Genomic DNA, 23,203 nt, shown 5'->3' with positions numbered 1-23,203 from the left:
TTTGTCAAAAATTCTTAACTAATGATAAACGACTAATGACTAAATGACTAAATGACTTTCGGCTTCTGAAGCGAGACTTCAGAAGTAACTTTTGTTGCCGAAGTGTGGGGGCGTGCAATGCCTGTGGTGAGAGCATAGCTAATCGCTAATAGCCGCAACCACAATGCCGGATATCGGGATTCCAGCCAAGGTTGTATCCGACGAAGGAAACGCGGGAACCATCCACTGAGCAAAGCACTAATCAGAGCATGGCGACTAAAGTCAAAATAGTTTCTAGTCCACCTCAGTAAATCCTTAGCACCCGCAAGTTCCCAAATCCACAGTAGTAATGCAGGGTTGTTACGAGCTGCTTTCAGCGCCAGCCGATTGAAGGTCAACCAATCAAATCTATCTTTAATGAAATTATCTGCCACCTCTAGGGGTTCATCTACTAACAACCCAAAAAAGTTGTTGAGCATAGAGTTGATTCGCTGAGGTGGTATAAATTTCCCTGTGGGAACCATCATTCCTTTGGAAAACATCCAAGTGACGGCAATATTATTTTGAAAAGCACGAATTTGGTTCAAATGCCGGAAACTCAGCAAGTCGTGCTTGAGGGCGGTATCCAAAAGAGTTGTTAGGCGTTCCAGGTTGCGAACCAGAGAACCAAAGCCTGTGAAAACTAGGGGAGACTGGAGTGATGCTGCATCACCTATGGCAATCAAGCGGTCAAATGCTACCGTGCGATCGCGACTCCCCACACTAAAATGCCCCGGTATATATCCAAATGTTGGCTTTTTCCACACCAGCTTATCCAGCTCACAGCGACGATACTCTGGCAGAATCGTGAAAAAGTCCTCGTACATCTCTAGCAAGGAACCGGGATTTTTAGGATTGACTTCGTGGTAATGAAATAAATAAATCGTCAATTCTTCATTTGCTCCAGGAAACAACTCCCAAATCAACTGCCGTCCTCGCGAGGTATCTCCATGACTGTAGAGAACATCCCCATACTGAGAATCCCATACCCCAGGCTCAAATCCACCCTCAATCACCGCTCCTACAGTCGGGCAAACACTGTCGAAGGCACGACCACCATTCAATTGCCATGCAATTGGTGAAGCCGTTCCCATCGCATCCACTAACACTCGTCCGCTCACTTGCTTCTGTGTTTGACTGGTTAAATCCTTGACAGTAACAACAACTTGTGAATTATAAATATCTGCCCGGATAAACTCTGTCTCATCGCAGATGTCACCGCCTGCTGCACGCAGCTTTTGCCCACACATTTGCAACAATTTCTCAGAATCTAAAGCCACATTTAGCACTGTGGGCGTGTGTAAAACAGGCGCTTTTAGCTTGCTGGGATTATTGGCATCAAAAAATTTATTAAATCCATCTTTGTATTCCCGCGCAATAATTGATTCCACTTCTGTAATCGTCAGCAAACCCAAGTTAAGTAAACTTTGAATCTCATCGCGGGAAATATTCCATTCTCGATTCATTCGCCCAAAAGGTAATCGTTCCATTAGCAGCACTCGATAACCGAGTCTTGCCATGACTGCTGCATGGATAACGCCAAGTGCCCCACCAATGTATATCAGGTCGTAGGAAGAGGAGGGGGAGAGGGGGGGAGTGGGAGAGGAGGGGATAGCTTCCCCTTGTTCTCTTGTCCCTCCTACGTGGGAAAATACCACCTGACGTGGTTGCTGGGGATTCCGCACACCTTCGCGCCATCGTTGCTCCCACCAGTAAACGCGCTTTAGGTCATATTCGCCCTTGGGCATTTTTTGAAAATATTGGACAGTCAGGGGGTAATAGGGAGCAAGTGCCTCAAAAATCGATTGCTCACACAAATCAAGCATTGGGGGTTCAGGGTATTCATAGGGAAAGCGGCTTCTAATCCCAGTGGTGAGCCTTTTAAGAATTTGTTGCTCCCTATGTAAGGGTTTATCTGCCCAACGGAACGCTTTCAAATACGTAGTTCGCTGCACTGACCAAACGAAGACAGAAAGTTCTGATGGTAACTTTTCCGAAATAGTCCCCAGACTCGTTGTAGTATCAGAAACTCTCAGGCGAAAGCCTTGCGGGGTAAGCACTTTTTCCCCAGTTCCCGGTTCAAAATCAGTCTGCAACCAGTTGTATACAGCGGCTGTATCGGGAGTAGGAATTTCTAGGTAAAGAATCTCTTGCATTTTTTCTGAAATCTCCAATAATTTTATGCTTTAAGACAGATCTCACAAAGGGATAAAGTATGGTAAACTCCGCCCTATCGGTTGAATGAAGATTCAGTAAAGAAATTTTAAGAGTTTCTCACATTTATTGTTCATTCTTTGTTTCTGTAAACGCACGCCATGAATTATCCCATCCCAGACAGCCCACAAGAAATCGTTGCCTTGAGACAAAAGCCGATCGATGAAGAGTTGGTTGCTGCCGCGATCGCTGGTGTCATCAAAATTGTCCGTTCTCAAGGTCAATCGTTAGAAGAGTTAACCACCCAGTTGTTAGCTGACGACAGCCTGCTAGACATACAACAGAGACGCTGGCTAAGTCAAGTCGTTACTCAAGCTTGGGAAAATTTCTCGTAAATTAGTAGGTAGTGGTTAGTAGTTATTAAACAACTAACAACTCACATACAGTCAAATTTTCAGCCAAATTGCCAATCACCTTTGTGGTGTGGGAGTTTCAATAAATTGTCTGGGATTGGCGATTTGAGGATTGGGGACATCGAGAGATACAGACAACAGGACGCGGGGAAGTTTCTTTTTCTCCGCGTCTTTGCGTCTCCCTCTCTCGTCATCTTCTTAGCCTCTTTGCAGTTAGATTCAACTGGAAGTACTCAAAGCTGCTTCAGCTTGAGAGTGTAACAAAAGACCGTACTCCAAACCTTCTACCACTGCTTGATAAGAAGCTTCCAAAATGTTTGTGGAAACGCCTACCGTTGTCCAGCGTAGATGAGCGTTGCGCGACTCCACTAAAACGCGGGTTTTCGCTCTTGTCCCCGTGTGTCCGTTAAGAATCCGGACTTTATAATCTGTCAACTCAAATTCAGCAATATGGGGATAGAAATTCATCAAAGCCTTGCGTAAAGCCGCATCCAAAGCAGCAACAGGTCCGTTTCCTTCCGCAGCTTCTAGAATATCCTTACCGTTGACAGTGACTTTTACAGTGGCAAGAGCGTTAGTCGTTTCTTTCCCCTCAACCAAGTCACAATGGACTTGAAAACCTTTAATTTCAAAGAAAGGCTGGCGACTGCCTAAAGCTTCGCGCATCAGCAACTCAAAACTCGCCTCCGCCGCCTCAAATTGATATCCTTCGCTCTCCAAAAGTTTGAGACGTTGCAGAATTTGCCCTGTTGTTGGGTTATTTTTATCAAGTTCAATACCAAAAGTGCGAGCTTTGGCTAAAACATTACTGACTCCAGACTGTTCAGAAATCACGATGCGGCGACGGTTTCCGACTTGTTCCGGTTGCATATGTTCGTAAGTCAGAGGATTACGTTCCACCGCTGATACATGAAGACCACCTTTGTGAGCAAAAGCCGAACGTCCTACAAAGGGAGCATGTTCGTCAGGAGCAAGATTCACGACCTCACTCACGAAGCGGCTAGTTTCTGTCAGTTGAGACAACTGGTTATCTTCAATACACTTGTAACCCAGCTTCAGTTGCAAGTTGGGAATTAACGAACAGAGATTGGCATTTCCGCAGCGTTCACCATACCCGTTCATCGTGCCTTGTACCATCCTCACCCCTGCCATGACACCACCTAAGGCGTTGGCAACTGCTGTATCTGAATCGTTATGAGTGTGAATTCCTAGCTGAGTGTCACCAGGCGTGGAATTAACCACATCTGTGACAATTTGAGTTATTTCGTGGGGTAAAGTTCCGCCATTAGTATCGCAAAGAACTATCCATTCAGCACCAGCAGAAATTGCTGTTTGTAATGTCTGTAAAGCATAATCTGGATTTCGCTTGTAGCCATCAAACCAGTGTTCCGCATCGTAGATAACGCGACGTCCTTGAGAGCGAAGATACTCAATCGTATCTTGTATCATTGCCAAATTTTCTGCGAGGGTTGTTCTGAGTCCTTCTGTAACGTGTAAATCCCAAGACTTGCCAACAATCGTCACCCAACGGGTGCCAGCAGCCAGAATTGCTTGTAGCATGGGATCACCTGCTGCTGTTTTTTCAGGGCGTCGGGTATTGCAAAAAGCGACAATCTCTGCTTGCTGAAGCGGCTCTTCTTGGAGATGCCAGAAAAATTGTACATCCTTAGGATTTGCCCCAGGCCAACCACCTTCTATAAAGGGAATTCCAAGTTGATCCAATCTCCGGGCAATGCGTAACTTATCTTCTATGGACACCGATAACCCTTCACGTTGAGTGCCATCCCGTAGCGTCGTGTCATAGATCCAAAGTTGGGTTGAGGAATTTGCAGTCATAAGATGGGGACTCTTGGAGACAACTTTCAAGGCAATGTGTAAGTATAGTTAAGGATAAGGCGATAAAAGTAACGCAGAGTACTTCTTACAGTTCTTAAAAGAAGATTTTACCGTTCCTGAGGCTCAAACGGAGATCTCAGTTGTCTAAAGGAAACAAACAGAAAATGACTCAGGAGTTATTCCTTGCCACTCTCAATTGCTGAGTAAATGCCCATTTATTGAGCATTTTCACAGGGTTCCCCCATATTTTTCAGGTTGTGGGGTCTCACTAATTCTTCTATGGCTACAGATGCACGAGCGCAAGGTTTTGCACTCCTAGCGCCTAGGTGCAAACTAGATGACGATCTGATTAAGTTTCTTGGGTTCTTAGGTTAGCGTTTATCATATAGTATCTCTGTCTTTTTCTACAACGAAATGAATTGTTACAATACAACAAAAAGCTAATTTAGTCATCCCGAATGCCCAATATCCAAGCTCAAGGTCAGACAATTGAGTGCAAACGCGGAGCTAATCTGCGGCAAATCTTGCTGCAAAATGGTGTTGACCTCTACAATAGCGGTGCTAAGGTTATAAACTGTCGAGGAATTGGCAGCTGTGGTACTTGTGCAGTTCTTGTAGAAGGTGAAGTGTCAACAGCCAATTGGCGCGACAAAGCGCGACGGTCACTACCTCCCCATTCTCCTACAAAAGACCTGCGTTTAGCCTGTCAAACCAAGGTTTTGGGCGATGTGAAGGTGACAAAATATGAGGGATTTTGGGGACAAGGTTCTCAAATAGTTTGGACATCAGAAGGTTAAAAGGTTAAAACGGAGAAAAACAATATGGGTAGATGGACACCACTTATTCTCATGGCAGGAGGCTTGGCAATTTTGCTTGGTACATTGCTGGGCATTAGCTTTCCTATGGGCGGACAAAACACTGCCCAGGCACCTGCACCTACACAAAGGGGCAAAGAATCAAAAGTCCTCCCAGCTAATATTAATGTTAATAGCACTGCCGCAGGTAATGCTCCCGCGAACGATAACAGGAATAGCGTTGCCCAAACAACTCAGGGAAGCGACTCTTACAATGACCAAGTTCAAGAAGACACAGGTAGTGACAATCAACCAACAAACAATCAATCACCTACTGAAAGCAATCAGGGTAACGAACCCATTCGAGCCTTGTGGTAGTGGTAGTATGTCATTAGTTACAAGTTGCAAGCTATGAATTACAAGTTATGAGTTATGAGTTATGAGTTATGAGTTACGAGTTATTAGTCCAAAGTCCATACTTCAAAGTCCAAGTTTTTATGACTAATGACTCTTGACTAATGACTATCGACTAATGACTATTGACTCTTGACTTAATAACTTAATGACTATTGACTAATGACTAGTGACGTTTTAATTATTGGTGGCGGCGTCATCAGCTTGGCGATCGCCATTGAATTAAAATTACGCGGTGCGAAAGTTACAGTTGTCAACCGCGAATTTCGCGTCGCTGCGACTCATGCTGCCGCTGGGATGTTAGCACCAGGTGCTGAAAGAATCCAACAAAAGGCAATGCAAGAGTTATGCAGCCGCTCTCTGTATTTATACCCCGAGTGGACGCGCAAGCTTGAAGAATTCACCAGCATCAATACTGGTTACTGGTCCTGCGGTATCCTGGCTCCAGTTTATCAGGAGACAAATAGACTTGAGGAAACCTTCCCCCCCTCCTCTTCATACTGGCTAGAAAAAGTAGCTATTCATCAATATCAGCCAGGACTGGGAGAAGAAGTTGTTGGAGGTTGGTTGTATCCTGAAGACGCACAAGTAGACAATAGGGCTTTAGCACAAGCTCTATTGGCAACTGCTAAGTCGCTTGGTGTTGAACTTCAAGAAGGTATTGCAGTCGCAGGAATTCAACAGCAGCAGGGGCAAGTTGTTGGCGTACAAACGAGCACTGGACTCCTTCGCGCCCAACATTATGTTTTGGCAGCAGGTGCTTGGTCAAACACATTGTTTCCACTTCCCCTGCGTCCTGTAAAAGGTCAAATGATCAGCGTGAAAGTGCCGGAATTTTTGCCGGATCTGCCCTTGACACGCGTTTTGTTTGGGGAGGACATTTACATCGTACCGAGGCGCGACAGACGAATTATTGTTGGTACCACGGTTGAGGATGTCGGCTTCACCCCCCACAACACTCCAGCAGGAATTCAAACCTTACTACACAGCGCCATCCGTCTATTTCCCCAAATACAGCACTATCCCATAGAGGAATTATGGTGGGGATTTCGCCCTGCAACCCCAGATGAATTACCTATTCTTGGCAGCAGCCCCTGTGAAAACTTAACCTTTGCCACAGGTCATTACCGCAATGGTATTCTTCTGGCACCGATAACAGCAGCATTGCTTGCCGATTTGATTCTCGAACAAAAAACAGACCCATTACTCTCTCATTTCCACTACTCGCGCTTCCACACAAAGTCATCTACCACCCCAATGCTTACTTACCCTACACTCAGAACTCACAGATCAGAACTTAGTACTCAGAACTTAGAGATCAGCACTTTAGAAGACTCACCACTCCAAATTGCCGGAAAAACTTTCCAATCCCGCTTGATGACAGGAACGGGCAAGTATCGCAGCATTGAGGAAATGCAGCAAAGCGTTGTTGCGAGCGGTTGTGAAATTGTCACTGTTGCAGTACGGCGAGTACAAACCAATGCCCCTGGACACGAAGGTTTAGCCGAAGCATTAGATTGGACAAAAATCTGGATGTTGCCCAATACCGCTGGTTGCAAAACTGCAGAAGAGGCAATTCGCGTCGCACGTTTGGGGCGGGAAATGGCAAAACTGTTAGGACAGGAAGATAACAACTTTGTTAAGTTAGAAGTGATTCCTGACGCTAAGTATCTGCTACCAGACCCCATTGGGACTCTACAAGCAGCAGAACAGCTGGTGAAAGAAGGTTTTGCAGTATTGCCCTACATCAACGCTGACCCCATGCTAGCGAAGCGCTTGGAAGAAGTTGGCTGTGCTACAGTCATGCCTTTGGCAGCACCCATTGGTTCTGGACAGGGATTGAAAACTACTGCAAATATCCAAATTATCATTGAAAATGCCAATGTACCAGTGGTGGTAGATGCAGGGATTGGAGCACCCTCTGAGGCGGCGCAAGCAATGGAAATGGGCGCAGATGCTTTGTTGATTAATAGCGCGATCGCCCTCGCACAAAACCCCGCTGCAATGGCTCGTGCCATGAATTTGGCAACAATTGCCGGTCGTCTGGCTTACCTTGCCGGGAGAATGCCCATCAAAACCTACGCTATGGCTAGTTCACCCCTAACGGGAACGATTACTGGTTAATCCACTCAAGAGTCAATGGTTCATAGTAACTCTTGACTCTTGACTCTATGTAACGATTTGTCTCCTACTTTTAAGAGCAAATATAACGTTTATGTAACATAAAATAAAGAAATAGCATAAGGAATTATACTCATGCCCTACACCACAGAAGAAGGCGGTCGTCTCAATAACTTTGCTAAAGAACCCAAAATTTACAAGGCAGAGCCTCCAACAGAGGGACAAAAGCGAAATTACATTATCCTAGGAATTACTGCTACAATTTTGGTCGGTGGTTTAATTTTTGTTGCTTTTTCTGTCTCAAATGTCAGTTGATCATAAATTTTTTGAGAAATTGAAAATTAAATTTTTGAGTTTTTTCAGGTTCCCTGTTTTATAGGAGCCTGTTTTTTTTATTTAGATTAAAATTCTTTCATTTATAGTATAAATATATACTTTCATTCTTTGAAACCACAAAGAATCGATTTATCCTGAGCAAAGCAACAATTACTTGAAAGTCGTAGTCATGGTCAGATTTACAGGCTACCTGTATGCACCCCAAGAGGGTATGTCCACTGCGTTTTGGCTCTTTAGCCGCCATGAGCGTAAATGAAACTGCACACTCGGATAATTTTACTTGGAATCGGCAAGTGTATCACCGCCTGAAACTTGCTCTCGGTCTCGGTTTACGGCGACAAATTTTTTTGGCGGTGTGTGATGATTTAAACCTGAGAAATCAGGTGGCAGCGCGTTTGCATTCAACTTTGGCTTATCCTGTTGGGCAAGTGCTATATCAGCCATCAAATATGCAGGAAGCAAGCACACCAGCCTATCCGCGATTAGTAACATTACGGCTGAATTTAAGCGACCCTAATCCCATAGCTCAAATAAATCAATGGTTGTCTAGTTATCCACCGCCGATTGTTGGGGCATCAAAAGACGCTCCAGGGCGACCATTACCAATACCAGCGTTTCAGATTGTGGGTGTCGAACAGCTGACGAGGCAACCAGTTGCAATACAGCGGTTATTTTTGCACTATCTGCGTTTAACAGAGCAGCAACTGTCTAAGTTTGAATCCAGCTTACTGTTGTGGATACCGCGTCCTTGGTTGTATGCTATTCAGCAATCAGCACCACAGTTTTGGCGTTACCGTACAGGTGTTTTTGTTTTTGCCGGAGAACCCACACCGACAACTCAAAATAAAAGCTCACCAGAACGTTTTTCCGGTTCTAGAAGTTTAGAGTTAGGCAATGTAGAAAAATCCATTTTAGAAGAATCAGCCATTGCGGATGATTTCGATTTTCCGGCACAGAGATCAGTCAATCGGGGACACAAACCGCAGGAGTTTCCTCCATCAAAATCAGAAAACTTAACAAACAAACCTCTTCAAGAGGAACTCGCGGATAAAGCAAGCACAAGCGAACCCCCATTGCAAGAGCGCTTATCTCACATTAGCCAAGAGTTAACAGAGCTAGTACTGGGAACTATTAACACAACAATTGCTGAAGATGATGACCAGAGCTTGCAAGTGAAGCAAATTCTAGAGGAGATAGAGGAATTACATTCACAACAAGCTTCAGGTGTCCAGATGGGAGCAGCTTATCACCGCTTAGGAAACTTATATCGCCTTCGTATTGAGCAAGGACAGTCAACCCTAGAAAACCTCATGGTGGCAATTCTTGCCTATCAAGAATCAATCACCCATGATGACAGTTCCCCCCAAGTGCCTGATACCTTGAATGACTTGGGTACACTCTACTGGATGCTTTATCGCACACCACCCAATTCTGAAGAGGGACAAGCTTACATAGAGCAAGGGATTGAATTTTATCATTTGGCTTTGAAGCTCATTTCACCAGAAAGTCACCCTGAAACCTACGCTCGTGTGCAAAATAATCTGGGGACAGCTTACGGTGATTTAGCTCGTTTTGCTAACCCTGCGGACAACTGGCAACAAGCAGTTTTAGCTTACAGTGAAGCTCTCCAGTTCCGTACAGCGCAGATGGAACCATTAAAGTATGCTGCTTGCCAGAATAATTTAGGTACAGCTTACTGGCATTTAGCACAATACAATCAACCTGTTGAGCATCTCAAGAAAGCCATTGGATCTTACAAACTGGCGCTGACTTACTACAGCCCTGAAGAAGAACCGCTTAAGTATGGCATGATTCAAAACAATATCGGCACGGCATACTGGAATATTGCACAATACGAACAGCCAGCGGAAAATCTGCCATTAGCTATTGATGCTTACCGCGAAGCGCTGAAATATCGGACTCCTGCGAATGTTCCTCCCGCCTGCGCCGCTACCCAAAATAATCTTGGAACTGCCTACTGGCATCTTGCCAATGAAGCACAAACTTTAAAGCAGGATCGGCAAAATTTGTTAGAACAATGCATTAGTTCATATGAAGAAGCTCTGACCCTTGCTCACTCACTCAATGGTATGCCTTTGAGTTTTGATGTGTTGGCTACTCACAATAATTTAGGAATAGCGCATTTTCAGTTAGCAACAGACCAGTATTTCGATGCCGATAAAGCGACTCGTTCTAAACACCTAGAAGCATCATTAGACAATCATTTGCAAGCCTTAAATGGACTGAGCAAGCAACCAGAGGCTTATCAAACAACTTTTGCTTATGTGATAAAAACGATTCGCGCTTTCCACAATGAATTAGGCATCCAAGGACAAAACTTGGCTTTGTCTAAAGTTCCAGGTCAGTTATTGCCAGAGATTCTGCCCAAATTGTAATTAGAGTAAAGCGTTTAAGATTGTTGCGTTACCAGATCAAGATTGGTCGGACTCCATATTTTACAGGACTGTTATCCCATCCACCTAAATCTTTCAAATCAACACGAGTCATACACTTTTTCGGGTTAGTAAATGGGCGGGCAAATACTTCAACTTCAATCACCCCTGTGGTATCCCGAAAAACTGTCCATTGCTCACTATTCGCTTGGATTTCGTCTTTTACGCGTTTTCCCAGGTCATTGTAGTAAACAATTACACTCACCCACCTTATAGCAACTTGTTCCATGACTTCCATTTCAGACTCAAGCAACATCGCTTGAAGCCCCGTATCCTGAAACAGATAGACAAATTCCTCTAAGACGCACTGCTTTAATAAAGTAGCAGCCCTCTGTTTACCTACCTTTAGTTGGAGTTTCAACCTATCGTTGTGGTCAGAGTTAAGCATAGTTTTGTTCTTGGTTAAGTTTTAATTAGGAAGACTAAAGCAAGAAACTGAGGTGCTTGTTCAGAAAGTTTGTAACTATTGCCCAATCTTACATACGAGATAGGTTTTTTAACTACTACAGCACAGCAGAAATAACTAAACAGTTAAAAATGACAAAAAAGCTGTTTTGATAGGCACTATAGTCTTCTGTATTCACCATAGCTACCTTTTTGTACTAGTGATAGTTGGACACAGTACTTACCCTTAATCTGTGAAGCGGTAAAGTCGCTATTTTTTTTTGAATAATCTTTAGCTTACACTTAATTTGTACAAGTTTTCTAAACTTGTACAAGTTTATGATGACAATGTGTATAGGTAAACGTATGTTAGAAAGTCCCCGATGTGGTAAGCGAGGTCCAGCCCCTTCATGGAAACTTGGGAGTACCCGTGCTATTAGGGTGCCAATTGTCTTAGCTGATGCTTTACTTAATTTGGCTAGGCGAATAGATAACGGTGAAGTGACTCTAGCTGATGCCTTCTTAACAAAATCCGAGCAACAGATTTCCTGCGTTCTGGTTGCTCAAAACGAAGATGAAAAAGACACTGATGAGGAACGAAATCAGAAAAAGCAGGCTTTAGCTATCTAAATGGAGCAAGAAGACTCCCGTCACACCCAAAGGGTTGACGGTGAGATGAATTGCGACCAGTATAAAACCGGCCGCAGGGAGAATTCTACACAGATTGACAGCGTGTGTAGAAAACCCTAAGATACAGAAACATTCTGGAGGTCGAGAATGCTTACACTTACTTATGAATTCAAACTCAAACCAACAAAAGAACAGGTTGAAGATATCGAAAATATCTTAACTGTTTGTCGCAAAGTCTGGAATTATGCTTTGCGTGAAAGAAAGGATTGGGTTAATTCTCGTAAGTGCAAAGTGAATGCTTGCTCTGTTGAATGTGAATACATCATTAAAGCTGATGAACCTTTTCCTAATTATCATGTTCAAGCCAAAAGATTAACTGAGGCTAAGAAAACTAATCCTGAATTAAAAAGTGTAAATGCCCAAGTTTTGCAGCAAGTTCTCAGAACTTTAGATCGTGCTTGGGATGATATGAAATCTCGAAATTTTGGATTTCCTAGATTAAAAAAACACTTCAGGATGAGAAGTTTTGTTTTTCCTCAATTAAAAGGAGAAATCCTGAAAGCTAATCAGGTTAAATTACCTCAACTTGGATGGATTAAGTTTCATCAATCTAGACCAATTCCAGATGGATTTGCTGTATGCCGCGCTAGGGTGGTTAGAAAAGCATCTGGGTATTTTGTCATGCTGTCTTTACAGCTAGACGTTAATGTACCAGATATGCCTTTTCACGGGCATCCGATTAGTATTGATGTAGGCTTAGAAAGTTTTTTAGCTACTTCCGACGGGACGCTAATTGCTAGACCTAAATTCTTCTTGCACCTCCATCGTAAGTTGAAATTACTACAAAGAAGGTTGAAGCACAAGAAGCTAGGATCTAACAATCGCAAGAAGTTGAACGCAAAGATAGCTAGACTACACCAAAAGATTTCTGATACTAGGAAGGATTTCCACTTTAAAACAGCACATAAACTTTGCGACCAAGGCGACTCAATATTTGTTGAAGATATTGATTTCAGAACCTGGGCTAAAGGTATGTTCTGTAAACATACTTTAGATGCTGGATTTGGTCAGTTTTTCAATATCTTGAGTTACGTAGCGAGTAAGAGAGGAAAATACTTTGGCAAAGTAGATAAGAACTACACCAGCCAAACTTGCCCTAATTGTGATGCGCTGATTGGCAAAAAAACACTATATGTAAGGATACATCATTGCCCTGAGTGCGGATACACAACAAATCGAGATGTTGCTGCTTCTCAAGTAATAAGAAATCGTGGTGTAAATGCCGTTGGGCAAACGGTATTAGAAAATGCTTGATGGACTCGTACTGACGGGGATTGGTAGTAATACCAGTCTAGTTAAGTGGGGATGAAGCAAGAATCTCCCGTTACAGGCCCAGCCTTAGCGGTGAGAGTGTCAATTATATGAACAGGCTGTAGAGGCGCACGTAAATGCAACACGAGTTCATATTCAGGCAATTAATTTGTACACAAAGGAAGTGGAAAAACTGCTGAAGACAATTAACTTGCAGCGCAAAAAACCTTTGCCGCCAACTTAATTTTCGATAAATCCCCTCTAAGCTAGGGGAGCAAGTTTCACCATTCTGGTACGGTTGTATAGGCGGTAAGTTGTTTTGCTCCGCTGCAATTAGGAGGAATCATAGAAAATGCCTGGACACGATATTATCGTTATCGGAGCATCGGCAGGCGGAGTTGAAGCGCTTTCTTATCTAGTCAAGCATTTATCGCCAGACCTGAATGCTGCAATACTTATAGTCCTTCACGTTCCAGCCCACGGCACAAGTGTTCTGCCGCGTATCCTAAGCCGTGCGGGAAAATTGCCAGTGTCACACGCTACAGATGGCGAAACAATTCATCCGGGACACATCTATGTTGCCCCGCCAGACTATCACCTGCTGGTGAAGTCTGGATATATACGCTTAACGCGGGGTCCGAGAGAGAACAGCCATCGCCCAGCCATCGATCCGCTGTTTCGCACCGCTGCACGAGCTTACGGGCGGCGAGTTGTCGGCGTGGTGCTCACGGGTGTGCTTGACGACGGCACGGCGGGACTGCAGGCGATAAAAATCCAAGGTGGTGTGGCGGTTGTGCAGCACCCCGATGATGCGATGTATTCTGGAATGCCGCGTAGTGCGATCGAAAACGTAGACGACATTGATCAGATCCTGCCACTGGCGGATATTCCAGATGCCTTGGTCGTTCTAGCTAACACGCCAGTGCCAGCAGAAGCAGAAAACCCTGTTTCTAAAGAGATAGAAATTGAATCTGAATTGGCGGAAATGGATATGACAGTCCTAAACAACGAGCACAGACCTGGTAAACCATCTTCTTTCGCTTGTCCTGACTGCGGTGGTACTCTCTGGGATCTCTCAAAAGAAGATGTGTTACGGTTCCGGTGCCGCACTGGTCACGCTTTCTCCGCTGAAACTCTGCTGGCAAAGCAGTCAGATGCCTTGGAAGATGCGCTGTGGATTGCCCTGAGGGCACTTGAGGAAAAATCGTCTTTAGCACGTCGCATGGCTACGCGAATGCGCGATCGCAACCAAAATCTGTCAGCCAAACGATTAGAAGAGGAGGCGCACGATTCTCAAGAACGTGCCGCTGTTATCCGGGATGTCCTTTTGAAGGGCAATAGTGTCAAAATAGAGGCGAATAGCGCTCAAGTCTCTGAAGACATAGAAGCGATTAATGACGAATAAAGAACTCAGAACACAGAACTCAGTAGTCAGAATAATAAACGGTAAAAAGGAACTGAGCCGCCTGTTTTTAAATAAGCGTGCATTTATTTATGGGGATGCCCAACTGAGTTTCTCGCTGAGGACTACTGAGTTCTTCTTAAGAATAAAAAGTATGTTGTTGGCACAGGAAAATTTAGGCTGATCCTATGCACCCCGAGGTGTTGAAAAGAGTTCTACTTTAGAGAACTTCAAAATTGGGCTTCTAGGCGCAACTTCATTTGCACCAGGCAGTCTTTTGACTTTTCCATCATCTCCCTGGTGTTTTTGATATGAAGCTTTGATGTCTCTACATGATCCTTTGATATCTCCATCCGTTCGTCAGACGATGACTTCTCGTGTTTGTTTAATCTCTGATACATAACTCATCTCCAAAGGTTTTTATTGCGGTAATATCTCAATAATTAATCTAAACTTTAATTTAAAAAAATAATTATTGTTTTGTTTTACATTCAGTCCAATATGCCTGAATTTTACTATACAAATCTTTCATAGTCATAAACCGCCACCCAAGCCCCTCATACTGTTTTGAAAGCTGTTTTGAATGATGTTTAAGTTTGTTTGAATTAGCAAAAATATCACGGACAAGATCCTTTTTCAAAGGAACTGTTTTCATATTTAAGCTATCTATTTGTTGCAATTCCTCCGGTTTAACTGCACAGCCATAGATAGTCGTGAGTAACTCAGCGAAAGAGACTCTAGCAGATTTTTCACTTTTCAAAAGTATCCTAGCAAGTTCCTTCGCTTCATCAAGACTTAACCTATCTTCCATAAGTGCAGTAGACAACTCCTGGTTTGTCATCTTTAACTCTTGCTTCAATTCTTGCAGTTTCTGCTCTTCGTGCCGCCGATTGAGATTTTCGCTTTCTACCAACTCACGCAAAAACTCTACCTGCTCATGCAAAAGCTGTATCTCCATCAAGGCTGCCGATAATCTTTCATAAGCAGAGGTTATCTCTTGTGAAACTTGACACTCTTTTTGGTTTCCCTGCATAACTTAAAAATGTTATACTATAAAAGTTAAATATCCTATAATCCTAGTTATTAAGTGTATACGTTAACTGCATAAAAAATATCCTTCTTTATAGTAGTTAAAGAATTCTAATAGGTTGATAACTCTTACTATAGAGATAGTAGTTAGTAGTTACTCTACTTTGCAGTATATGCCAACTGACCTAGAATCGTCTCAACATAAGTAATCGGCTGGCTTGTCCAAGTCCTAAGAGGATGTCTGAGAATTTACAGGGTGAATGTAATTCGCGCAAAACTTTTCAGATTGTTTGCTACATTTACCGTCCAAGTTTCACAAGCTTCCTCTGTCTAAAACCTCGGAATTGAAGGATTTAGCAGGCTTCAAAAGCAGGTAGCTTCAGATGTCAAGGATAGTAAAATTTTAGAAAAACTTACAGCGGTTTGCGGATGAGTGAGTTACAAAACTTCGGTCTTAAAGCTAGATAGAACGACTGTTTTACTTCTGTGCCTCCTAGGTCGGAACTGCGTTAACGCGCAGCATACACGGAGGGCATATTCTGACGCCCGACGCCTTTGTTCTGCTATATACACAATTTAACTGAACTATAATTCTGGTTCCTACTTAAAATAATTTTATTCAGTAAACTATCTTTAAATTTTTCATCCAACCTGCTTTAATAGTCAACTATTAAGTAGAATTACTAGGTAATATATGAATTGATTTTTTCTCTATCATTTACTAGTCGAGCTAGAAGATGAGCTTTAGGGGGTTTTCTAGCTGCTATTTTGCTTAAAACATGGGGTTAGCGCCTGTGCTTTACTTGACAGAATAATCTACAGAAGGGAGACTGTAGCCTCTTGAATGCGTTCCAAAGCAAAAGCTTTAGGAACAAGAGTAAAATCTAAAATCCCGAAGAATATATCTACAAAAAAATATGAGTATTACGGAACTCAATCCTGACTTAGAGAAACTTTTAGAATACATAAAACGTAACCGTGGTTTTGATTTTAGCGGCTACAAGCGTACAAGCTTAAGCCGCCGCATTCGCAAACGGATGCAAGTCCTTGGTGTAGAAAGTTATAGCGATTATCTTGACTACTTAGAGGTTCACCCGGACGAGTTTATTGAGCTATTTAACACGATTTTGATCAACGTCACGACCTTCTTCCGAGAACCACAGGCTTGGGAGTACATAGCTAATGACATTATTTCTCAAATCATTGCAGGCAAGCACACTAGCAAACCGATCCGGGTTTGGAGTGCTGGATGCGCTTCCGGAGAAGAAACCTACACCATAGCCATCTTGCTGGCTGAGGCATTAGGCATGGAACAATACATAGCACGGGTGAAGGTCTTTGCCACCGATGTAGACGTGGATGCCCTCAACTATGCTCGCCAAGCAAATTACAACCCTAAGCAAGTACAGAATGTTCCCCCGGAGCTACTGGACAAGTACTTTGAGCGAGTCAATGGTCACTATCTTGTGCAAAAAGAACTGCGTCGCGGTGTGATCTTTGGTCGTCACGACTTGATGCAGGATGCACCTATCTCAAGGATTGACCTGCTAGTATGTCGTAACACCCTCATGTATTTTAATACCGAAACCCAAGCCAGAATTCTTGAACGCTTTCACTTTGCCCTGAATAACAACGGCTTTCTGCTTTTGGGCAAAGCAGAAATGTTGTTTACTCGCAACCACTCGTTTACACCAGTGGATTTGCGGCAACGGGTGTTCACCAAACTGCCTAATGGCAATATACGCGAAATGCTGCTGAACATGGCTCACTCTAGTAGCCAGAAAGCTGCCCCACAGATGGTTGACAAACTCCGCATTTATGAAGCTGCCTTCGAGATTGATCCGGTTGCCCAGGTCGTGGTGGATCTCAACAGCATAGTCATCCTAGCCAACGCCGAAGTCCGAAAGTTGTTTAATCTCAATTTCAAAGACATCGGTCGCCCATTGCAAGATTTAGAACTTTCCTACCGACCAGTAGACTTGCGATCGCCTATTGACCAAGTTCGCACCAATCGTCGCTCCATCACTTTAAAAGAGATTGAATGGTTGCACCCAGAGCGCGAAAGCAGATATCTGGACGTGCAAATCACACCACTGTTGGACGAAAACACCGATGAACTGCTTGGCTTAAAAATCATTTTCACCGACGTGACCCGTTTTAAACAGCTACAGCAGGATCTCGTTCACACCAACCAAGAGCTAGAAACAGCATATGAGGAACTCCAATCTACCAACGAAGAACTGGAAACCACCAACGAGGAACTTCAGTCCACAGTGGAGGAACTAGAAACAACCAACGAAGAACTTCAGTCCACCAACGAAGAACTAGAAACAATGAACGAAGAACTGCAATCCACCAATGAGGAATTGCAGACCATGAACGAGGAACTACGCCAACGCAGCGAGGAACTCAACCGAGTCAACAGCTTTTTAGAGTCAATCCTCACCAGTCTCCGCGCCGGAGTTGTCGTTCTCAGCCCCGACTTGCATATCCTGATTTGGAACCGTAAAGCTGAAGACTTGTGGGGTTTGCGCTCTGATGAAGTTTTTTCCAAGCAGTTCATGAGCTTGGATATTGGTTTGCCCATAGAGCCACTTATCCAGCCACTGCGGGCAATGATTTCTGGGGAATCAGAATACCATGAAATGCTGCTGAATGCCAGAAACCGCCGGGGTAGGGCAATTGAATGCCAAGTCATTTGTACACCGTTATTAACTAACAAGTCGGAGATCCAAGGAGTGATTTTACTCATGGAAGAGCGCGACCAAGAGGAATAGTCTTCAAAGGGAACCCCTAGCCCTTAAGCTTTACTCCCCTTGACAGAAGAGAGTAACCTAAAGAAATAACCAACACTCATTAGAGTTATTATCAGATTAATAACTAGCTAGATAGATTTTGGATATTGGCGCGACAAGTATCGTGGTGGGTGGAGGAGCGCACAAGAGGTAAGCAGTGAATCCGGACAAGTTTGGTCAGCAAATAAAGGAAGTAAGCCAGCGCAGCCAATTGTTACAAAATAGGGTTAGCGAATCACCATTGCGGCAAGAAAATTTGTTGTCACAAGCTTTCGAGGAACTTAGCACCGCCTTGGAAGAATTACGTGTAGCAGAGGAAGAATTACGCGCGCAGAATGAGCAGTTAGCAATTGCTCAGGAACAGGTAGAAGCAGAGCGCTTGCGCTATCAAGAATTGTTTGAGTTTGCCCCTGATGGCTATTTTGTAACAGATACCTACGGGAAAATTTTGGAAGCCAACCGCGCTGCTGCTATTTTGCTGAACATATCAAAAAAGTTCCTGATAGGCAAACCCTTGAGCAACTTTATCCCTCAGGAAGAACGTAGTGCCTTTCGTGAGCAACTTTTACGGTTGTGTGATCTAGAGCGACTACAGGAGTGGGAAATTCGCTTAGAACAGCGAAAAGGTCATATATTTGATGCAAGTTTAAATGTAACTACTGTCAGGGATAGAGAAGGCAAACCCACTGCTTGGCGTTGGCTTGTGCGGGACATCACTGCTCGCAAGCAAGCAGAAGAAAAACTGCGAGCAATTCAACTCCAGAATATGCAATTGCAAGAAGTTGCACGCATCAAAACCCAAATTATGTCAGTTCTATCTCACGAGCTGCGTACACCTTTAAATTCAATTTTAGGGTTTTCCCAGCTGCTGTTGCGCCGCTACTACCATCTGTTCCCCCCCGAATTAAGAGATATGGTAGAACGGATTGCCAACAGTGGCAAACACTTACTAGCGCTCATCGAGACTATACTTGACTTCTCTAGGCTGGAGACAGATAGGCTAGAACTGAAATTACAAGAACTTAACATAGTTGAACTAGTCACAGCAACCACAGAAGAACTACGTTGCCTTGCCGAACAGAAAAACTTAACCTTGGTTCTACACTCAAATCTCCAAAACCCCAGAATTATCAACGACCCCATTCGCCTACAGCAGGTTCTGGTGAACCTAGTTTCCAACGCCATCAAGTTTACAGATACCGGGGGCGTGTTTGTGGAAGTGCAACAACTTAATCATAACCGAGTAGCGCTCATGGTTAAGGATACAGGTATTGGCATCCCAGAATCAGAGTTGACAAATATTTTCGGGGAATTTTGGCAAGTTGATAGGTCCACGACACGCAAGCATGGAGGCGTTGGTTTGGGACTGGCGATAGTAGATAAGTTGGTACGCTTAATGAGAGGAACCATCACAGTTGAAAGCAAACTGGGTGAAGGTTCAACCTTTCGCGTAGAGTTACCACGCGAAGTTAGTCAATTGTAGAGACGTGCCATGGCACATCTCTACATTATCCTCTCGGCTATCCTCAACTTTGCAGAACGAGCGCGTGGGTTATTGACAATTTCCTCCTCTTGTGCTTCTATTGGCTTTTTCGTCAACACCTTTAATAAAGGGGAATCTTTGAAACTGTGCTTCACGATGCGGTCTTCTAGGCTGTGAAAACTGATGACAGCAATTCTGCCACCAGGTACAAGAGCGTTTGGCGCTTTGCTCAAGAAAGTTTCTAGGGATTTTAACTCGTCGTTGACGACAATTCGCAGCGCTTGAAAAACACGGGTAGCGGGGTGAATTCTCCCGTAACGGTATTTAGGGGGAACACAAGAAGCGATCGCCTCAGCTAATTGCGTCGTAGTATGAATTGGACGCCGTTCGACAATACGTCTGGCTATCCGCCGCGATAACCTTTCTTCACCGTATTTAAAGAAAATATCTGCTAAATGAGCTTCATCCCAACTATTAATCACATCAGCAGCCGTGAGAGGTTGTCCCCTATCCATCCGCATATCCAAACTTGCTTCGCGACGAAAACTAAAACCCCGTTCTGGCGTATCCAAATGGTGGGAGCTAACGCCTAAGTCGGCAATTATACCATCAAACAGACTATAAGGAAACGCGTAGGAAGCAAAGTTGCTATAGATAAATTTTATACGCTCCCCAAACATCCCTAATACCTTTTGCGCCGCCGCCAAAGCATCCTCATCTTGGTCAATTGCCGTTACTCGAGTATCCGGTGCAGCCTCCAAAATCAAACGACTGTGACCGCCACCACCTACCGTTGCATCTAAATAATGCCCACCGGGACGGACAGCCAAACCCGAAATCACCTCTCGACTCAACACAGGCACATGAAAAAATTCCTGTGCCTCCATTCCCTGCATCTCACGCTCCATATAATAATAGTTGAATAAGTGCAACAAAACGAAACATCAAACAAGACCCACCAACGACCAACCTCTCTCCAACTTAACGCTAACTCCGCGCTCTGTTGCGGCTGTACGGTTCAATTTTAAAATTTTCCAAGACCGGAGAACACTGATTTTATGGCAAGATTAGAAACCCGCACCGAACCAATGGTGCTAAACATGGGTCCCCACCATCCCTCCATGCATGGAGTGATGAGACTGATTGTCACCCTAGATGGCGAGGATGTGGTTGATTGTGAACCGGTAATTGGCTACTTACACCGGGGAATGGAAAAAATTGCGGAGAACCGCACCAACATTATGTACGTCCCCTACGTCAGTCGGTGGGACTATGCAGCCGGAATGTTCAACGAAGCCGTCACCGTTAACGCACCAGAAAAACTAGCAAATATTCCTGTCCCCAAACGCGCCAGCTATATCCGCGTCATCATGCTGGAGTTGAACCGCATCGCCAACCACTTACTGTGGTTTGGTCCATTCTTGGCTGACGTCGGTGCTCAAACTCCCTTCTTCTACCAATTTCGTGAACGGGAAATGATTTACGATCTGTGGGAAGCCGCCACAGGTTACCGGATGGTCAACCATAACTACTTCCGTATTGGTGGCGTAGCGGTTGATTTACCCTATGGTTGGGTTGACAAGTGCCTGGACTTTTGCGATTATCTATTACCTAAAATAGACGAGTACGAGCGCTTAGTGACTGACAACCCCATCTTCCGCCGTCGTGTTGAAGGGATTGGCACTATTTCGCGCGAAGAAGCCATTAACTGGGGACTTTCTGGTCCAATGTTACGCTCTTCTGGGGTGAAGTGGGACTTGCGGAAAGTTGACCACTACGAATGCTACGACGACTTTGACTGGGAAGTGCATTGGGAAACCGCCGGCGACTGCTTCGCCCGTTATGTGGTGCGGATGCGGGAAATGCGCGAATCTGTAAAAATCATTAGACAAGCTATCAAAGGACTTCCCGGTGGTCCCTACGAGAACCTAGAAGCCAAGCGTTTAGCAGCAGGGAAAAAATCCGAGTGGGATGGACCTGATTACCAATACGTCAGCAAGAAAATTGCTCCCACCTTCAAAATTCCCAAAGGTGAAATCTACTCCCGTGTAGAAAGTGGCAAAGGTGAACTAGGAATTTATTTGATTGGCGATGATAACGTCTTCCCCTGGCGATGGAAGATTCGCGCAGCCGATTTCAATAACGTTCAAATTGTGCCTCATTTACTTAAAGGCGTGAAGGTGGCGGATATTGTCGTCATTCTGGGTAGTATCGACATCATCATGGGTTCTGTAGATAGATAATAGAATTCCGTTCCTAGAACACTGGTTCAGTATTCAGACTTAGGGCTAAAAAACCAGGTTTTGTCGTAGAGACGTAGCATGCTACGTCTCTACATTATTGCTTTGACAACAGTATGATGAATTCCAATCCGGCTTTGTGTGAAGTCATTGCACACCGTATTGCTACCAGTTCCCAAAAGCGAATAACTTTCGCCGAATTCATGGACATGGTGTTATATCACCCTGAACTTGGTTACTACTCCACCAAGGCGGTGAACTTGGGAAAGCAAGGCGATTTTTTCACTTCTGTCCACCTTGGTGCTGACTTTGGCGAATTGCTTGCGGTGCAATTTGTCCAAATGTGGGAGATTTTAGAGCGACCTGTCCCATTTTCTTTGGTAGAAATGGGAGCAGGTCAAGGACTATTAGCCTTGGATATCCTCAAATATATTCAGCAGCAGTCCCCTGATTTTTGGAATGCTCTAGATTATGTCATCGTTGAAAAATCTCCTGTTTTAAGGCAAGAACAACAGCAACGCTTACAAGAATTTTCTGTGCGCTGGTGTGATTTAGAGGAGATACCAAGTCACTCTATAACTGGCTGCTTTTTTTCTAACGAGTTGGTGGATGCTTTACCCGTGCATCAATTTGTTCTCGAACAAGGGAAACTGTGGGAGATTTTTGTAACAACACAACAAGAGTCAAAAACCCTCCCATCTCCCCCCACTCTCCCTACTCCTCTACCATCATTTGTAGAAATTGCAGATACGCCATCCACACTCAAGCTTTTGGAATACTTTAACCTTGTGGAAATTAATATCAGTGATTACCCTGATAGTTATCGTAGCGAGGTTAACTTAGCCGCTTTGGACTGGTTGAGTTTGGTGGCGAACCGTTTGCAGCGTGGATACCTGTTAACTATTGATTATGGTTACTCTGCCAATCGTTATTACAACCCAAGGCGATCGCAAGGGACGCTACAGTGTTATTACCATCATCAGCGCCATAATGACCCGTATATCAATATTGGGGAACAAGACATAACGGCTCATGTTGACTTTACCGCTTTGGAACGATGGGGTGAGCGGTGTGGATTAGATAAAGTTGGTTTTACGGAGCAAGCGTTGTTTTTGATGGCTTTAGGGTTGGGAGAACGAATTTCCGCCCTCTCTTACACAGAACAACCCATCTCACAGTTGCTGCATCGCCGGGATGTCCTGCATCAGCTTTTAGACCCTTTAGGACTGGGTGGGTTTGGTGTCTTAGTTCAGAGCAAAGGACTGACAACTGAAGAGGCTGCACAACCGTTGAAAGGACTCAGTGTGCCAGAACAAATCCAAATGCAAATGTGAAAAGTTAAGCGCTATTAACAGTATGTTAGTGATTATTGGTCTACCATAGCAGTAAT

The 23,203-nt window shown here is 44.1% G+C and carries 19 protein-coding genes; 13 read left to right on the top strand and 6 right to left on the bottom strand.

Annotated elements, in window-relative coordinates:
- Positions 1 to 47: 47 nt before the first annotated feature.
- Positions 48 to 2,174, bottom strand: coding sequence for an NAD(P)/FAD-dependent oxidoreductase (locus tag MAS10914_RS0122940; RefSeq protein ID WP_017318294.1), 2,127 nt, complete (start codon positions 2,172 to 2,174; stop codon positions 48 to 50).
- Positions 2,175 to 2,333: 159 nt separating this feature from the next.
- On the opposite strand from MAS10914_RS0122940, the gene MAS10914_RS0122935 reads away from it, so the two are divergent.
- Positions 2,334 to 2,567: a hypothetical protein gene (locus tag MAS10914_RS0122935; RefSeq protein ID WP_017318293.1), complete on the top strand. Its 234-nt coding sequence runs from the start codon at positions 2,334 to 2,336 to the stop codon at positions 2,565 to 2,567.
- A gap of 237 nt (positions 2,568 to 2,804) precedes the next feature.
- On the opposite strand, the gene cimA is transcribed toward MAS10914_RS0122935, so the two are convergent.
- Complete coding sequence (cimA, locus tag MAS10914_RS0122930; protein ID WP_017318292.1) at positions 2,805 to 4,421, bottom strand: citramalate synthase; 1,617 nt, start codon at positions 4,419 to 4,421, stop codon at positions 2,805 to 2,807.
- A gap of 458 nt (positions 4,422 to 4,879) precedes the next feature.
- Between cimA and MAS10914_RS0122925 the strand changes: the two genes are divergently transcribed.
- The 5 genes from MAS10914_RS0122925 to MAS10914_RS0122905 all read left to right on the top strand — a co-directional run bounded on the left by MAS10914_RS0122925 (position 4,880) and on the right by MAS10914_RS0122905 (position 10,482).
- On the top strand, positions 4,880 to 5,218 hold the full coding sequence (locus MAS10914_RS0122925) for a 2Fe-2S iron-sulfur cluster-binding protein (protein ID WP_017318291.1): 339 nt from the start codon (positions 4,880 to 4,882) through the stop codon (positions 5,216 to 5,218).
- 24 nt (positions 5,219 to 5,242) lie between these two features.
- On the top strand, positions 5,243 to 5,593 hold the full coding sequence (locus MAS10914_RS0122920) for a hypothetical protein (RefSeq protein WP_026082756.1): 351 nt from the start codon (positions 5,243 to 5,245) through the stop codon (positions 5,591 to 5,593).
- Between the two features lie 198 nt (positions 5,594 to 5,791).
- Entirely contained in the window at positions 5,792 to 7,753 is a 1,962-nt protein-coding gene (gene thiO / locus MAS10914_RS36300; protein ID WP_017318289.1) for a glycine oxidase ThiO, read from the top strand.
- 132 nt (positions 7,754 to 7,885) lie between these two features.
- Complete coding sequence (psb34, locus tag MAS10914_RS0122910) at positions 7,886 to 8,065, top strand: photosystem II assembly protein Psb34 (protein WP_017318288.1); 180 nt, start codon at positions 7,886 to 7,888, stop codon at positions 8,063 to 8,065.
- 263 nt (positions 8,066 to 8,328) lie between these two features.
- On the top strand, positions 8,329 to 10,482 hold the full coding sequence (locus MAS10914_RS0122905; protein WP_017318287.1) for a tetratricopeptide repeat protein: 2,154 nt from the start codon (positions 8,329 to 8,331) through the stop codon (positions 10,480 to 10,482).
- A gap of 28 nt (positions 10,483 to 10,510) precedes the next feature.
- Here MAS10914_RS0122905 and MAS10914_RS0122900 read toward each other — a convergent pair whose 3' ends face one another.
- Positions 10,511 to 10,927, bottom strand: a complete 417-nt coding sequence (locus MAS10914_RS0122900) for a hypothetical protein (RefSeq protein ID WP_017318286.1) — start codon at positions 10,925 to 10,927, stop codon at positions 10,511 to 10,513.
- Between the two features lie 362 nt (positions 10,928 to 11,289).
- Between MAS10914_RS0122900 and MAS10914_RS30860 the strand changes: the two genes are divergently transcribed.
- The 3 genes from MAS10914_RS30860 to MAS10914_RS0122885 all read left to right on the top strand — a co-directional run bounded on the left by MAS10914_RS30860 (position 11,290) and on the right by MAS10914_RS0122885 (position 14,269).
- On the top strand, positions 11,290 to 11,553 hold the full coding sequence (locus MAS10914_RS30860; protein ID WP_017318285.1) for a hypothetical protein: 264 nt from the start codon (positions 11,290 to 11,292) through the stop codon (positions 11,551 to 11,553).
- A gap of 147 nt (positions 11,554 to 11,700) precedes the next feature.
- Entirely contained in the window at positions 11,701 to 12,867 is a 1,167-nt protein-coding gene (locus MAS10914_RS0122890) for an RNA-guided endonuclease InsQ/TnpB family protein (protein ID WP_017318284.1), read from the top strand.
- A 349-nt stretch (positions 12,868 to 13,216) separates the two neighbouring features.
- Positions 13,217 to 14,269 (top strand): chemotaxis protein CheB, encoded by a 1,053-nt coding sequence (locus MAS10914_RS0122885; protein ID WP_017318283.1) that lies wholly within the window; start codon positions 13,217 to 13,219, stop codon positions 14,267 to 14,269.
- A gap of 227 nt (positions 14,270 to 14,496) precedes the next feature.
- Here MAS10914_RS0122885 and MAS10914_RS35825 read toward each other — a convergent pair whose 3' ends face one another.
- Both MAS10914_RS35825 and MAS10914_RS0122870 read right to left on the bottom strand, forming a co-directional pair.
- Positions 14,497 to 14,667: a hypothetical protein gene (locus MAS10914_RS35825; RefSeq protein ID WP_017318281.1), complete on the bottom strand. Its 171-nt coding sequence runs from the start codon at positions 14,665 to 14,667 to the stop codon at positions 14,497 to 14,499.
- 71 nt (positions 14,668 to 14,738) lie between these two features.
- Positions 14,739 to 15,299 carry a hypothetical protein gene (locus MAS10914_RS0122870; RefSeq protein ID WP_017318280.1) on the bottom strand — a complete coding sequence of 187 codons (561 nt, stop codon included), beginning with the start codon at positions 15,297 to 15,299 and terminating at the stop codon, positions 14,739 to 14,741.
- A gap of 913 nt (positions 15,300 to 16,212) precedes the next feature.
- Here MAS10914_RS0122870 and MAS10914_RS0122865 point away from each other — a divergent pair.
- Together MAS10914_RS0122865 and MAS10914_RS0122860 are read left to right on the top strand one after the other, a co-directional pair.
- Complete coding sequence (locus MAS10914_RS0122865; RefSeq protein ID WP_017318279.1) at positions 16,213 to 18,072, top strand: CheR family methyltransferase; 1,860 nt, start codon at positions 16,213 to 16,215, stop codon at positions 18,070 to 18,072.
- Positions 18,073 to 18,247: 175 nt separating this feature from the next.
- Entirely contained in the window at positions 18,248 to 19,573 is a 1,326-nt protein-coding gene (locus MAS10914_RS0122860) for a PAS domain-containing sensor histidine kinase (protein WP_017318278.1), read from the top strand.
- A 20-nt stretch (positions 19,574 to 19,593) separates the two neighbouring features.
- Here MAS10914_RS0122860 and rsmH read toward each other — a convergent pair whose 3' ends face one another.
- Positions 19,594 to 20,481, bottom strand: coding sequence for a 16S rRNA (cytosine(1402)-N(4))-methyltransferase RsmH (gene rsmH, locus MAS10914_RS0122855; protein WP_026082755.1), 888 nt, complete (start codon positions 20,479 to 20,481; stop codon positions 19,594 to 19,596).
- A gap of 150 nt (positions 20,482 to 20,631) precedes the next feature.
- Here rsmH and MAS10914_RS0122850 point away from each other — a divergent pair, with 150 nt between their 5' ends.
- Complete coding sequence (locus tag MAS10914_RS0122850) at positions 20,632 to 21,816, top strand: NAD(P)H-quinone oxidoreductase subunit H (protein ID WP_017318276.1); 1,185 nt, start codon at positions 20,632 to 20,634, stop codon at positions 21,814 to 21,816.
- 116 nt (positions 21,817 to 21,932) lie between these two features.
- A complete protein-coding gene (locus MAS10914_RS0122845; RefSeq protein ID WP_017318275.1) occupies positions 21,933 to 23,147 on the top strand; it encodes a class I SAM-dependent methyltransferase in 1,215 nt (404 codons plus the stop codon).
- Positions 23,148 to 23,203: the final 56 nt, after the last annotated feature.

Source organism: Mastigocladopsis repens PCC 10914 (genome assembly GCF_000315565.1).
Lineage (GTDB): Bacteria > Cyanobacteriota > Cyanobacteriia > Cyanobacteriales > Nostocaceae > Mastigocladopsis > Mastigocladopsis repens.
Note: the sequence above shows the minus strand (reverse complement) of the source record. Positions and strands in the feature narration are given on the sequence as shown.